General features: G+C 61.5%; 8 protein-coding genes. 3 read left to right on the top strand and 5 right to left on the bottom strand.

Going from position 1 to position 14958, the window contains the following annotated elements:
• Nucleotides 1–415: 415 nt before the first annotated feature.
• Complete coding sequence (locus tag FHX14_RS18480) at nt 416–1603, top strand: hypothetical protein (protein ID WP_184378031.1); 1188 nt, start codon at nt 416–418, stop codon at nt 1601–1603.
• Nucleotides 1604–1690: 87 nt separating this feature from the next.
• Here FHX14_RS18480 and FHX14_RS18475 read toward each other — a convergent pair whose 3' ends face one another.
• The 3 genes from FHX14_RS18475 to treZ all read right to left on the bottom strand — a co-directional run bounded on the left by FHX14_RS18475 (nt 1691) and on the right by treZ (nt 5632).
• Nucleotides 1691–1852 (bottom strand): hypothetical protein, encoded by a 162-nt coding sequence (locus FHX14_RS18475; RefSeq protein WP_003591297.1) that lies wholly within the window; start codon nt 1850–1852, stop codon nt 1691–1693.
• Between the two features lie 106 nt (nt 1853–1958).
• Complete coding sequence (gene malQ, locus FHX14_RS18470) at nt 1959–3848, bottom strand: 4-alpha-glucanotransferase (RefSeq protein WP_184378162.1); 1890 nt, start codon at nt 3846–3848, stop codon at nt 1959–1961.
• 26 nt (nt 3849–3874) lie between these two features.
• Nucleotides 3875–5632: a malto-oligosyltrehalose trehalohydrolase gene (treZ, locus tag FHX14_RS18465; protein ID WP_246713418.1), complete on the bottom strand. Its 1758-nt coding sequence runs from the start codon at nt 5630–5632 to the stop codon at nt 3875–3877.
• A 193-nt stretch (nt 5633–5825) separates the two neighbouring features.
• Between treZ and FHX14_RS18460 the strand changes: the two genes are divergently transcribed.
• Both FHX14_RS18460 and FHX14_RS18455 read left to right on the top strand, forming a co-directional pair.
• Complete coding sequence (locus FHX14_RS18460) at nt 5826–6107, top strand: type II toxin-antitoxin system ParD family antitoxin (RefSeq protein ID WP_184378029.1); 282 nt, start codon at nt 5826–5828, stop codon at nt 6105–6107.
• A gap of 104 nt (nt 6108–6211) precedes the next feature.
• A complete protein-coding gene (locus FHX14_RS18455) occupies nt 6212–6694 on the top strand; it encodes a hypothetical protein (protein WP_184378028.1) in 483 nt (160 codons plus the stop codon).
• Between the two features lie 84 nt (nt 6695–6778).
• Here FHX14_RS18455 and FHX14_RS18450 read toward each other — a convergent pair whose 3' ends face one another.
• Both FHX14_RS18450 and FHX14_RS18445 read right to left on the bottom strand, forming a co-directional pair.
• Nucleotides 6779–8455, bottom strand: a complete 1677-nt coding sequence (locus FHX14_RS18450) for a response regulator (protein ID WP_184378027.1) — start codon at nt 8453–8455, stop codon at nt 6779–6781.
• A gap of 10 nt (nt 8456–8465) precedes the next feature.
• A complete protein-coding gene (locus tag FHX14_RS18445) occupies nt 8466–14765 on the bottom strand; it encodes a HAMP domain-containing protein (RefSeq protein WP_184378026.1) in 6300 nt (2099 codons plus the stop codon).
• Nucleotides 14766–14958: the final 193 nt, after the last annotated feature.

Here is a 14958-nt window from a genome sequence, read left to right as displayed (position 1 = left end):
TATCGGTCGTTCGATACCGCAAGCGCGCTGACCAGCATCTGCAACCACGGTCCTATCGCGATCCGCCAGCGGCCGTCCACACTAAAATACAAATATATTAGTTTTAAAAATGCGGACTGAGCGGCTTCAGGTGGCAGCGGAATTTCAGGGTTGCAAGAATCGAGGGAATACACTCTACGTCTGAGAATGAGCCGCAAAACGACCCATGCTGGAGAAAATCACGCCGACCATCCGCTAGGGAAGGCCAGCTATATCTCCTCGGCCCGACAGCTCCGGCGGTGCCTGACCTCCTCACCACCGAATTAGCGGCCAGATGTAACCGCGACATCCCTCCCAGCTCTCGGGCCTTCAGAGCAGGCGGATAGGTCCGGGAATTTCACAACCCGACGTCTACTTACTCCATAAGGATATTTTCATGAAGCATATGCGCAATCTCCGCCTAATGATGGCAAGCACTGCCTTCCTGGCCCTCGCCGGCCCCTCCTTCGCGCTTGACGGCGCTGATATGATGAAAAAGCTCAATGCCGCTACCAGTGCCGGCGGCACGGTCATCACCTTCGAAAAGGCTGAAGTCGATGGCGATACGGTAACCGCGACGGGTATCCAGGTGGGATCTGCGAGCCTGCCCGGCGATACTTTGAAGATCGGCGAGCTGACCTTCGAGGGCGTCGAGGAAACCGAAGGCGGCGGCTATCACGCCAAAACCGTCTCTTTCCCGGATATCGACATGAGCCAGGAAGAAGGCCGCTTTTCCGCAAAGGACATCGAGATCGCCGGCCTGACGATTCCGGCCAATGCCACGGGCGAGACGCTAAACGACATCCTCCTTTATGAAACGGTCAGCACCGGGCCGATCGCTCTCAACGTCAAGGGCAAGGACGTGTTTGCCATCGAGGGCATCGAGTCGAACCTCGAGCGCCAGGATGGCGGCTTTACTTATGACGCCAATGTCGCCGGCCTTAGAGCCGACCTGTCGCAGGTCGAGGATGCGAGCGCGAAGGACGCGATCGAGAAACTCGGGCTGGCCACGATCGACGGCACGGTGACGATGACGGGCAGCTGGGAAGTCGATAGCGGCAAGATCGCTGTCGACGAATACGCTTTCGACTTCAAGAATATCGGCCGGCTGAATATCGCCGTCGACTTCTCCGGCTACACGCTGGCCTTCGTCAAGTCGCTGCAGGAGGCGGTGAAGACCGCCGAGGCCAATCCGAACAAGGAAGAGGCCAACCAGGCCGTCGGCCTTGCGATGTTGGCACTGATGCAGCAGCTGACGTTCAACAGCGCCTCGATCCGTTTCGACGATGCCTCGATCACCAAGAAGGCACTCGACTATGCCGGCGCCCAGCAGGGCGTCACAGGCGACCAGCTGACGCAATCGCTGAAAGGTCTTGTGCCGATCATGATGGCGCAGCTCAACCTGCCGGAGCTGCAGAACCAGGTAGCGGCTGCCGTCAACACCTATCTCGACGGGCCGAAGAACCTGACGGTCAGCGCAGCACCGGAAAAGCCCGTTCCATTTCCGATGATCATCGGCGCGGCCATGGGCGCGCCGAACACCATTCCGTCGGTCCTTGGCGTCAAGGTCACGGCGAACGACTAAGCTGACGCTCCAGCAGCTGGAGGCGGGTTCGGACCTGCCTCCAGCTCCGTTTCCCCAGCCGGGGTTCGGCGATTTCCTGGAATTGCTCTACAGCTCGTCGCTGCGACGCCTCACGGCGTGCTTCAGCGCGATCATGTGTCTTCGCCGCTCCAGCATATAATCGGCATAGCCGACGCAGAAAAACAGCAACGTCGGGCCGGCGTAGATGATGATCAGGGCCAATGCGATAAGGATGAATGCGGTCGTCATGATCTTGTTTCCATCATATTGGTCGTGCCGCATTTAAAGCGGCGACAGCGGATAGGCCCTCATCTCGGCTTTCCCTGTCCTTATTTGATGAAAATTCGCCGGCTTCCTATTCGTTCCGTCCCCGATCGATTTCCATTCGCGCCGCGGAGGCGAAGCGCGGCCTTTCCTCCCGCATCGCCGCCGTTACGCGCTTGAGCAGCGGGACCGACAGCAGATCCTCCAGCGAAACCGAAAGCTTCGGCTTCCAGTTCGGATAGCTGTCGCTGGTGCCCGGAATATTGGTCGGCGCTTTCTCGTCGGTGAGATCGGCAAGCCGCACCGATGTCAGAAGCGATGGAGTGCGCGCAATGAAACGATAGGCGCTCACCGTCAGATCTTGCAACGCTTCCTGGCTTGCCCGCGCCGCCATGAGCCGGGGCGGCACGTCGAGGCCAGCGGCGTTGAAGACCGCTTTCAGATATCTCCGCTCGCGCTTGCGGTGTTTGAGATGTTCTTCGGTGAGATCGGGCGGCACGATACCATGTTCACAGCGATCCTGAATGTCGGCGCCGCGCCACCAGCCGGCAAGCGTCTGGTGGTCATGCGTCGAAATGCAGGCGAGCGCGAGGACCGGATAGGCATTGGCGGGCTTGAAGCCCTTCTCATCCTGTTCATAGGAAAGGATCCGGTAGGAGAGAATGCCGGCAGTAGCCAGATCCTCTTGCAAGCCTTCGGGAATCATTCCGAGGGACTCCCCGATGACAAGGCATCGATGTCCGGCGGAAACCTCGGCGAGGATCTGCAGCAGCCGGTCCTCGGGATAGCGGACATAGGCGCCGCTGTCCGGTCTGCTGCCTAGCGGAACCAGGAAAAGGCGGCGGATCGCCGGGGCGTGGTCGATGCGAATGGCGCCCGCGTAGCGCATGGCGGTGCCGACCATGCGCCGGTAAGGCGACATCTTCCCTCCGGCAATTTCGGACGGAAGGTATCCGGCAAGGTGCCAGTCCTGCCCGTCGACGGCGAATGGATCGGGAGGACTGCCAATCGTTGCCTGCGAGACATAGATATCCGGCTCGCTCCACGTCGCCGAGCCGTCGACCGCCTCCCCGACGGCAAGATCGAGATAGAGCCCTATCCTGAGGCCGGCCTTGCGGGCCCGATCCGCCGCCTGCATCAGCTGGCGGTGGGCGAGCCATTGCAGCCACATGTGGAAGCGAACGTCATCTGCATGCTCGCGTTCGAAATCGCCGACAGCGGCGCTGTCGAAGCGCTGGAACTCGGCCGGCCAATGTTGCCAGCCGGCACCCGCCCCGCGCTCGACCATGGAAGAGGAGAGGCATTCGAACAGCGCATGCAGCCGCAGGCTGTCGCCGCCTTGCGCGACAAATGCGTCGAAATCGGCCTCGTCATCAACACGGCGTTGTCGCCGCGCCGACCAGAGATCACGAAGGGCTCCAAGTTTGGTCCGGGCGACCCCGATGTAATCGACGAGATCGGATTGGCGAAGGCGCTCCAATTCCTGTTCGAGTTCGGGATTGCCGGTAAACCCCGGCACCTCATCGACCGCAATATAGAGCGGGTTGAGATGCTGGCGGCTTGACGGTTCATAGGGGCTGCAGCGGTCGGGATCGGCGAGGAACGGCGCGTGAAGCGGATTGAGGCCGATGAAATCCGCCTCCAGCGATCCCGCCAGATCGGCCAAATCGGCCAGATCCTGGAAGTCTCCTATGCCCCAGTTGCGTGCCGAACGGAGCTCGTAAAGCTGCAGGCTCATGCCCCAGACGCGTGTGTCGGACAGGAAATCCGGCAGAAACGACACCGGGATCTTCCTGCCATCCGGCTTCGCCTTCCGCCGTAGCGCGCCGGGCTCTTGGTCCGTCGTCAGTTCAATATTCAATGCCGAGAGTATTTTGCGCTTAGTCACGGCCGAAATCGCCACTTCCCGGTTCTCCGGGCTGGGCCTGGTCGGGCTGATGCCGTGGCGGCGGGCGAGTTTGTCGAGCTCTGCGGATTTCATCATTCGACCCTTTCCTCCCAGCGTCGTCACGCCTGGCTCAGGCTCCAGATCACTGCCCAGGGCGCCAGATCGCCGCCGTCGCGTCCGCCGAGATGGAATATCGTCTCATCGTCCTGCTGTTGTGAATCGAGCGCCGCCGCCTCGTCGCCGAGGTTGGCGCGCAGATGAAGATGCCGGCCTTCCGCAAGAGTCCAATCCACTGCGATCGCATTTCCCGTCGAGCGGTGGACGGCGCTTCCCGCCGTCACACCTTTCAGCAAAGGAACGATCTTCCGGTGCCGGACATCGAGCAACGTTCTGTAGAAATCGAGGATCTCGGAGGAAGCGCGTTTCGACCAATCCAGTTTGGCCGCAGCAAAGGTCGATGGCGCCGTCGGGTCGAGAAGGTCTTCGGCGTCGAAGCCCGGCAAACGCGAAAGCTCCTCGCGACGGCCTTTCCTGACCTTCTCATTCAACTCCTCGTCGAAATCGCAGAAAAACGGGAAAGGCTCTACAGCGCCCCACTCCTCGCCCATGAACAGCATCGGGATCTCCGGCGCCAACAGGTAGATTGATATGATGGCTTTGACGGCGTCGGCCGGGCTCGACGCCATGACCCGGTCGCCCAGCGCCCGATTGCCGATCTGATCATGGTTCTGGATGAAGGAGATGAAAGCCGTCGGCGGCAGGTGACCGCTCGGCCTGCCGCGGCTTGCCCCCCGATAGGGCATCGGCTCGCCCTGGAACACGAAGCCTTCCGCCAGCGCCCGGCCGAGCTTGCCGGCGTCGCCGGCGTAATCGGCATAATAGCCGAAGGTTTCACCGGTGGCAGTGATATGCAGCACATGGTGGACGTCGTCGTTCCACTGGGCGGTGAACAGCTTCGCTTCGCCTTTTTCGTCTCGCTTCAGCAGATCGCTGTCATTCTCCTCGTTTTCGACGATCAGATGAACGTGCCGGTGGCCGGCCGCCGCCCTGACGCGGCGGGCAAGTTCGTGAAGCAGATGCTCGTCGCTGTCGTCCTTGATCGCGTGAACGGCATCGAAGCGGAAGCCGTCGAGCCTGAATTCGGTGATCCAGTAGATGGCGTTCTCAATGACAAATTCCCGGATCATCTGCGATCCGTCGCCGTCATAGTTGATGCCGTGGCCCCAGGGCGTCTTGTGATGGTCGGTAAAGAGCGGCGCATAGGAAGGGATATAATTCCCGTCAGGCCCGAAGTGGTTGTAGACCACATCGAGGAACACCGAGATGCCACGCTGATGCGCCGCATCGACCAGCGCCATGAAATCTTCCGGCCGGCCATAACTGCTGTCCGGAGCATAGGGTAACACGCCGTCATAACCCCAGCTGTAACGGCCGGGGAATTCGCTGACCGGCATGATCTGCAACGCCGTGACACCCAGTTCCCGCAGATGATCGAGCCGCTCGATCGCCGCCGTGAAAGTCCCCTCCGGCGTGAAGCAGCCGATATGCATCTCGTAGACGACCATCTCCTCCCATGGCCGGCCGGTCCAGTCACTCGTCTTCCAGCGATAGGACAGGTCGACCACTTCGCTCGGACCGTGCACATCCTGTGGCTGGAACCGCGACGCAGGATCGGGAATTTCAAGACCGTCCGGCAGAACGAAGCGATAGCGCGTGCCGGCATGGGCATTCGGAACCGTGCATCGATGCCAGCCATCTCCCACCGCCTGCATCGGCCGCGGATCGGCGCCTTCGATTTTCAACGACACGCTTTCATGCAGGGGTGCCCAGAGCCGAAACAGCATACCGTCTTCAGTGAATGCGGGACCGAACGTCATATTGGTCAAAGGAAAGCCTTCGTGAAGAGCATGGGATTTGAGTAACTTTTGCAGGAGCAAAAAGTTTCGTCCGCACGCGGACGCCATAATGGGCGCCTGAGCAAATACTGGAAAGAGTAGGACTCCATCCCATCGCGAGCAGGATTTTATCCTACTGCGTGCTATAATTATCCTGCAAAAGAGGAGTCAGCCGATGCGCTCGACGCAACAGATGAGCATCACACTCCCGGTGGAAATGGCGAAGCGCGTCAAGCAACGGGTGTCCGACGGGGATTACGCCTCGGAAAGCGAAGTCATACGCGAGGGCCTGCGAGCTTTGCAGGAACGCGAGAATGCTGTCGAGCATTGGCTGCGAACGGAAGTTGTGGCCACCTATGATGCCCACAAGGCCGACCCCACCAAGGCCAAGCCTCTCGAAGATGTCTGGAAACGGCTCAAAGCACGCATGGACGAAATCGATCGGGAAGAAAATTGATGAAGCGTTGCCGTTCAAAGGGCAAACAGTGGCATGGTGAAAGCTTCGGGCACTAAATTTGAAGGCAGCGTTTATGTTGCACAGCGATCAGCCGTGATGCGAAGATGAAGACGATGGTCCACACTTTCAGCTTTGCCTCGATGTTGCTTGTACTCGGGCTGTATACGCCTCATCTGCCAGAGAGTTTTTCTATAAAATCGCTCGACTCCGTCGAAATTAAGTGCCCCGGCTTTGGAAAAACGTCATCTGACGCGGCACTTGTTGTGGAGTGCGACGGAAGCAAGCGGACGTTAAGGCTTACAAAGAGCTTAAACTTTGACGGCAGTTCTTACATTAGAAATCCAGACATTCATGCAAAGGAAATTTTGTCGGACGTCGGCAAGATTATAAACGAGGATTTGAGGATAGAACGTCGCCATGTGACATTTTGCGACCCTACGGTAGACACTCTCGGCAGATGCAAGACAGTTTACATTCTGAGTGGCTCGAGGGATTTTGATGAGGCGGCTTTGGCGATAAACCCCAGAGATAATAAAATAGATAGCTTTTCATACTTTCTCATCGTCTCCTGGAAGGCAGGAAAATAACAGGTGGAAATGATCCACTTTCACCCATTCGGGTTCAACCTCATCCCAAGATTTCGACCGCACCCCGCCGCTGCGTTTCGACCGTCACGCGACCGCGACTTTGCCTGAGAGTGCCTTGTCCATGGCCGCCTGAAGCTGTTCCTGGGTGAAGGGCTTGGTCATCCGGAGCATCCGTCCGAGGCCGTGGTCTTCGGAAAATTCGGCATAGCCGGAGGCGAGGATGATGGGCAGGCCCGGGAAGGCCGAGCGGAGGTGGCGCGCAAGCTCGGCGCCTGTCATGCCGGGCATCGCATGATCGGTGATGACGAGATCGCAATCTCGTCCGTCGGCGAGGAATTCCAGGGCCTGCGAGGCGGAAGACGCCTCGCGCGGCAGGTGTCCGAGATCCTCCAGCATCGCTACAGTTCCCGTCCGGACAAGCGCATCGTCGTCGACGACGAGAATGGCGAGCGGCCGTGACACCGGGTTTAAGGCTTCCGTTGCAGGAGGCTCGACGGCCGGCTGCGTCTTGACGAAGGCTTCGGCGACGGGCAGCCAAAGGGATACGGTGGTGCCCTTGTCCCTCGCGCTCGATATCTGGATCGAGCCGCCGGATTGCGCGGCTAGGCCATGCACCATCGACAGGCCGAGGCCGGTACCCTTGCCGACCCCTTTGGTGGTGAAAAACGGTTCAGCGGCGCGAGCGACGGTTGCCTCATCCATGCCCTCGCCATCGTCCGACACCGATATCCTGATGTAATTGCCGCCGGCGAGACCGGCCGGCCGAGCCTCTTCGGCCGCTGCCGCGGCAACCGTCACGGCGCCGCCGCTTTCGAGCGCATCGCGGGCATTGACGAAGAGGTTGAGCAGTGCCAGCTCCAGCTGGTTGCTATCCACCAGAAGCGGCGCCAGATCCGCCGGAATGCGCTTGTGGATTTCGATGCGCGGCCCCACCGCCTTGGCGAGAAGATCCTCGACGTTTTCGAACAGTCTGAGGAAATCGACCGCCTGCGGCTTGAGCTCCTGGCGGCGGGCGAAGGCAAGCAGTCGCTGGGTCAGCGCCGTGCCGCGCTCGGCCGCCTGGATCGCATTCGTCAGCAGACGTTCGCTGCGTTCATCCGCCGGAAGCCGCTTCTTCAGCAGCCCAAGGCTGCCGAGCACCGCCATCAAAAGATTGTTGAAGTCGTGCGCCACCCCACCCGTCAGGTGACCGATCGTGTCGAGCTTCTGCGCCTCGAACAGTTGCGCCAGCGCCTCCTCGCGCTCCCGCGTCCTTTGATCGATCCGGTGCTCCAACTCCTCGTTAAGCTGCCGCAGCTGAGCGGCCGAGGCCTCGAGTTCGGCGGTGCGCTGGCGAACCCGAGCCTCCAGTTCCGCATTCAGCCGTTCGAGTTCTCGCGTCTTCCTATAGAGATCGGCAAAGACCCTGACCTTGGCTCTCAGCACCTCGGGCACGATCGGGACGGAGACGTAGTCGACGGCGCCCACCGCATAGCCGCGCAGCCGGTCGGGTTCGGCCAGCATCACCGCGGAAACGAAGATGATCGGCGTGTTCTGATAGCGCGGATGCTGCCGGATCATGCCGACAAGCTCGAAGCCATCCTGTTCCGGCATGCAAACATCGACGAGGATCACGGCGATTTCGGTGCGCAGCAGGTGCTCGAAAGCTTCGCGCGCCGATTGCGCCTTGATGAGGTTTTCCTCGAGTTCTTCGAGAATGACCTCGTAGCTCAGTAGTTTCGCAGGCTGATCGTCGACGAGAAGGATGTTGACGGGGTTCATGATCGGATCCTCAGCGGTGCAGCCACATGCGAAGCGCCGACAGAAGCTGCTCGGTATTGACCGGCTTCGCCAGGTAATCGGATGCGCCCGCTTCCAGGCATTTCTCCCGGTCGCCCTTCATCGCCTTGGCCGTCAGCGCCAGGATCGGCAGCCGCCGGAACCGTGGCTCCGAACGGATGACCTGCATCGTCTCGTAGCCGTCCATTCCCGGCATCATGATATCCATCAGCACGATCGCCACCGAAGGCTCGTTGTAGATGACGTCGATGGCTTCGCTGCCGGTCGTGGCCGTCAGCACCCGCATTCCCCGGCGTTCCAGCACGCTGCTCAGCGCAAAGATATTGCGGGCATCGTCGTCGACGAGCAGCACGGTTTCGCCGACGAGATCCTCATCCGAGCTGTGCAGTTCCTGCAGGGTGGCCTGTTTTGCCGCCGGCAGGTCGGCGACGACCCGGTGCAGGAACAGAGCCGTCTCATCGAGAAGACGTTCCGGAGACTCGACGCCCTTCACGACGACGCTTCGGGCCATGCTGTGCAGCGTCGCATCTTCCTCTGGGGAAAGCTCTCGGCCGGTGAAGACGACCACCGGCACCTCACCGATCTCGGCGTCGTCGCGTATCTGCTCCAGGACGTCGAAGCCTGACATGTCAGGCAGCGAAAGGTCGAGCACCACGCAATCCGGCGGATCCTGCCTGAGGGCGGCAAGCGCTTCCGATCCGGAACCGACACTTGTGATGTCGATGTCGTCATGTCCGAGAAGCGCGGTGACGCTCAGCCGCTCGGCCTCGTTGTCTTCCACCAGCAGCAGATGCTTGCGGCGTGGTTGCGCGTAGGCCTTCAAACGCGACAGCGCCTTGCCGAGGCCCTCTGGCGTCGTCGGCTTGCTCATGAAGGCGAAGGCGCCACGGGTCAGCCCATGCTGGCGATCCTCGTCGAGGCTGATGATCTGCACCGGGATATGCCGCGTCTGCGGATTCTGCTTGAGCTGGCTCAGCACCGTCCAGCCGAGCATATCGGGCAGGAAGATGTCGAGCGAGATCGCCGCCGGCCGGTAGTCCTGCGCGAGTGACAGCGCATCGCTGCCACGCATCGCCACCAGAACCTTGAATCCGCTGTCACGGGCAAGATCGACCAGGACACGGGCATAATGCGCATCGTCCTCGACGATGAGAAGCACCGAATCGCCGGCCGCGATCTGGTGGCGATCGTCTGCCACATGTTCGATGGTCTTCTCGGCGCGGCGACTCGCCGCCGCCTCGGCGAACTCCACGACATTGGCCGATGGAAGGGACTTCGGCGCGACCGCGCCGGCACCGACATAAGTGAGCGGCAGATAGAGGACGAAAGTGCTGCCGACGCCCGGGGTGCTGCGCAGCTGGATCTCGCCGCCCAGGAGGTTTGCCAGTTCGCGGCTGATCGCCAGCCCGAGACCGGTGCCGCCATATTTGCGGCTCGTCGAGGCATCCGCCTGCTGGAACGCCTCGAAAATGATGCGCTGCTTTTCCGGCGGGATGCCGATGCCGGTGTCGACGACTTCGAAGGCGATGACCGAAGGCGCGTGCCGGAGCGACGGATGATCCGGCGACCAGCCGCTCGCTGCCAACGCGACGCGAAGCGTCACACCGCCTTGCGCGGTGAATTTGAAGGCGTTCGACAGCAGGTTCTTGAGGATCTGCTGCAGCCGCTTCGAATCCGTGATGATGCTCTTCGTGACATCACCGCCGATCTCGACCGCAAACGACAGGCTGCGGTTTTCCGCCTCGTGCCGGAATGGCCGGGCCATCACCTCGAGCAGGTTGCTGACGAAAATCTCCTCGGCATCGACCGAAACCGTTCCGGATTCGATCTTCGACAGGTCGAGGATATCGCTGATCAGGTTCAAGAGGTCGGTTCCGGCGCCGTGGATCGTCTTGGCAAATTCGACCTGTTTGCCCGACAGATTGCCGTCGGGGTTTTCGCCGAGCTGCTGGCCGAGAATGAGAATCGAATTCAAAGGCGTGCGCAGCTCGTGCGACATGTTGGCGAGGAATTCGGATTTATACTTCGATGTCAGGGCCAGCTCGGTGGCCTTTTCCTCCAGCGCGCGCCGGGCCTGCTCGATCTCCTGGTTCTTCGCCTCGACTTCGACGTTGCGTTCCTCGAGCTGCTGCGCCTTCTGGCCGAGCTGCTCGTTGGTCTGCTGCAACTCGCGCTGCTGCGTCTGCAGCTCGGCGGCGAGTTTCTGCGACTGCTTGAGCAGGCCTTCGGTCTGCATGGTCGCCTCGATCGAATTGAGGACGATACCGATCGACGTCGTCAGCTGGTCGAGGAAGGACAGCTGCAACTCGGTGAATTCGCCGGCGGAGGCCAGCTCGATTACCGCTTTCACCTGCCCCTCGAAATGCACCGGCAGCACGATCGCGCTTCGCGGCAGGGTCGTGAACACGCCGGAACTGATCGGAACGACATTCTCGGGAAGGTCGGTGACAAGGATTCGGCGGGCATCACTGGCGCACTGGCCGACAAGTCCCTGGCCGAAATCGAGCCGCGGCGGATGCGCCGCCTCGACCCCTTGCGCATAGACCGACAGAAGCGACAGGAACGGCTGTTCCTCATCGGCGTCGACCTGGTAGATCACCCCCTGATGCGCGCTGACGAGCGGCGCCAGCTCCGACAGCAGCAACTTGCCGACCAGCGTCAGATCGCGCTGGCCCTGCAGCATGTTGGTGAAGCGGGCCAGGTTGGTCTTCAGCCAGTCCTGTTCGGTGTTGCGCTCCGTCGTCAGGCGCAGGTTGTCGATCATCGTGTTGATATTGTCTTTGAGCTCGGCGACTTCGCCGCGCGCATCGACCTTGATCGAGCGCGTCAGGTCGCCCTTGGTGACGGCGGTCGCCACCTCGGCAATGGCGCGCACCTGCGTCGTCAGGTTGGCGGCAAGCAGGTTGACGTTGCCGGTGAGATCCTTCCATGTGCCGGCCGTGCCCGGAACATTCGCCTGGCCGCCGAGACGGCCTTCCACGCCCACCTCTCGAGCCACCGTCGTCACCTGATCGGCGAAGGTCGCAAGCGTATTGGTCATGTTGTTGATGGTTTCGGCGAGCGCCGCCACCTCGCCCTTGGAGGCGACGGTGAGGTTCTGCTTGAGGTCGCCGTTCGCCACCGCCGTCACCACCTTGACGATGCCGCGCACCTGTTCGGTCAGGTTGGCAGCCATGACGTTGACGGTGTCGGTCAGGTCCTTCCAGGTACCGGCCACTCCAGGCACCTGCGCCTGGCCGCCAAGCTTGCCTTCGGTGCCGACTTCGCGGGCGACGCGCGTCACTTCGCCGGCAAAGGCGTTGAGCTGGTCCACCATGGTGTTGATGGTGTTCTTCAGTTCGAGGATTTCCCCCTTCACGTCGACGGTGATCTTGCGTGAGAGGTCGCCGCGCGCCACGGCGGTCGTGACTTCGGCGATGTTTCGAACCTGGGTCGTGAGGTTGGCGGCGAGCAGGTTGACGTTGTCGGTCAGGTCCTTCCAGGTGCCGGCAACGCCGGGAACGACGGCCTGACCGCCAAGCCTGCCATCGGTGCCGACTTCGCGCGCCACGCGCGTCACTTCACCGGCGAAGGAGCGAAGCTGGTCGACCATGGTATTCAACGTATCCTTCAGCAGCAGGATTTCGCCGCGCACGTCGACGGTGATTTTGCGCGACAGGTCGCCATTGGCGATTGCGGTCGCCACCTCGGCGATGTTGCGCACCTGCGCCGTCAGATTGCCGGCCATCGAGTTGACACTGTCGGTCAGATCCTTCCAGGTGCCGGCGACGCCGGAAACCTGCGCCTGGCCGCCGAGCTTGCCTTCGGTGCCGACTTCGCGGGCGACACGCGTCACCTCACCGGCAAAGGCGTTGAGCTGGTCCACCATCGTATTGATGGTGTTCTTCAGTTCGAGGATTTCCCCCTTCACGTCGACGGTGATCTTGCGCGACAGGTCGCCGCGCGCCACGGCGGTCGTCACTTCGGCGATGTTGCGCACCTGGCCCGTCAGGTTGGAAGCCATGGAATTGACGTTCTCGGTCAGATCCTTCCAGGTGCCGGCGACACCCGGCACCTGCGCCTGACCGCCGAGCTTGCCTTCGGTTCCGACTTCGCGCGCGACGCGCGTCACTTCGGAGGCGAAGCGGTTCAGCTGGTCGACCATGGTGTTCAGCGTTTCCTTGAGTTCAAGGATTTCCCCCGAGACCGAAACGGTGATCTTCTTCGACAGGTCGCCATTGGCAATCGCGGTCGAGACCTCGGCGATGTTGCGCACCTGCGCCGTCAGATTGCCCGCCATCGAATTGACGCTGTCGGTCAGATCCTTCCAGGTGCCGGCGACGCCGAGCACGTTGGCCTGGCCACCGAGCCGGCCTTCTGTGCCGACCTCGCGCGCCACACGCGTCACCTCGCCGGCAAAGCCGTTCAGCTGATCGACCATCGTGTTGATGGTCTCCTTCAGCTCGAGGATCTCGCCCGACACGGTGACGGTGATCTTCTTCGACAGGTCTCCCTGGGCGACGGCGGTGGCGACTTCGGCGATGTTGCGCACCTGCCCCGTCAGGTTGGAAGCCATGGAATTGACGCTATCGGTCAGATCCTTCCAGGTGCCGGCGACGCCGCGCACATTGGCCTGGCCGCCGAGCCGGCCCTCGGTTCCGACTTCGCGGGCGACACGGGTGACTTCCGAAGCGAAGGCGTTCAACTGGTCGACCATCGTGTTGATGGTTTCCTTCAGTTCCAGGATTTCGCCTTTCACGTCGACGGTGATCTTCTTCGACAAGTCGCCATTGGCAATGGCGGTCGAGACTTCGGCGATGTTGCGCACCTGTGCCGTCAGGTTTCCGCCCATCGAGTTGACGTTCTCGGTCAGATCCTTCCAGGTGCCGGCGACGCCGCGCACATTGGCCTGGCCGCCGAGCCGGCCCTCGGTGCCGACTTCGCGGGCGACGCGGGTGACTTCCGATGCAAAGGCATTCAGCTGATCGACCATCGTGTTGATAGTCTCCTTCAGCTCGAGGATTTCCCCCGATACCGTCACCGTGATCTTCTTCGACAGGTCGCCATTGGCGATGGCGGTCGACACCTCGGCGATGTTGCGCACCTGCGCGGTGAGGTTCGAGGCCATGGAATTGACGTTGTCGGTCAAGTCCTTCCAGGTGCCGGCGACACCCGGCACCTGCGCCTGACCGCCGAGCCGCCCTTCGGTGCCGACTTCACGCGCCACGCGCGTCACCTCGCCGGCAAAGCCGTTGAGCTGGTCGACCATCGTGTTGATGGTTTCCTTCAGTTCCAGGATTTCGCCCGAGACGTCCACGGTGATCTTGCGCGACAGGTCACCGCGCGCGACCGCCGTCGTCACCTGGGCAATGTTGCGCACCTGGGCCGTCAGATTGCCGCACATGGCGTTGACGGAGTCGGTCAGGTCCTTCCAAGTGCCGGCGACACCCGGCACCAGCGCCTGGCCGCCGAGCTTGCCTTCGGTGCCGACCTCTCGGGCAACACGCGTCACTTCTGAAGCGAAGGAGCGCAGCTGGTCGACCATGGTATTGATGGCCTCCTTGAGCTGCAGGATTTCGCCGCGCACGTCGACGGTGATCTTCTTGGAAAGGTCGCCGTTGGCAACCGCGATCGTCACTTCGGCGATGTTGCGGACCTGCGCGGTCAAGTTCGACGCCATCGAGTTGACGCTTTCGGTCAAGTCCTTCCAGACGCCGGTCACTGCAGGCACCTGCGCCTGTCCGCCGAGTTTTCCGTCCGTGCCGACCTCGCGGGCAACGCGCGTCACCTCGGAGGTGAAGACGCTCAGCTGTTTGATCATCGTGTTGACGATATCGGCCGATCGCAGGAACTCGCCCTTGAGAGCCCGTCCGTCGACGTCGAGCGGCACTGTCTGCAGCAGATCACCCTTGGCGACTGCGGTGATCGTGCGGGTGACGGCCGTCGTCGGCCACAGGAGATCGTCGATCAGGCCGTTGATCGATCCCTCCATCTCCGACCAGGACCCGTCGGACAGGCCGAAGCGTACCCGCGTGCTCGTGCGCCCATCCCGGCCGACGACCTGGCCGACATGTTCCAGCTGCTGGGCCATGCGCTGATTGCCGGCGATAATGTCGTTGAGGGCATCGGCGATCTTGCCGGTGACGCCGGTCAGATCCGATCGCATCCGCACGGAAAAGTCACCGCGCCGGACCGCAACAAGGACCTCCAGAAGCGCGCTGGCGTCATCGAATGCCATGGTTTTGTGGTCATGGCCATTGAGGCTGTCTGCCGCGACGCTGTCGCGCGCGCGTTCACTGGTTTGGTTGCTCACGAAAATCCCCCTCTTCGACGACTGGTAATTTAGTGCTCAACGCAGAAAATGGTATGGGGTGATCCCACACACAGCTTATCATCATTTGTCATTCAAAATGAACTTGCTAGCTGCATGAATCCACAGCGCCCATTTCAAACCCTCTCGAGGCGATCTGCGGTTTTTCGCGCAGACGGGAACAGTTCCGCGCCAG

This window comes from Rhizobium sp. BK619 (assembly GCF_014195245.1).
In the GTDB taxonomy this organism is placed as follows: Bacteria; Pseudomonadota; Alphaproteobacteria; order Rhizobiales; family Rhizobiaceae; genus Rhizobium; species Rhizobium acidisoli.
The sequence above is the reverse complement of the archived record's forward strand: the minus strand, read 5'-3'. Positions and strand labels throughout refer to the sequence as shown.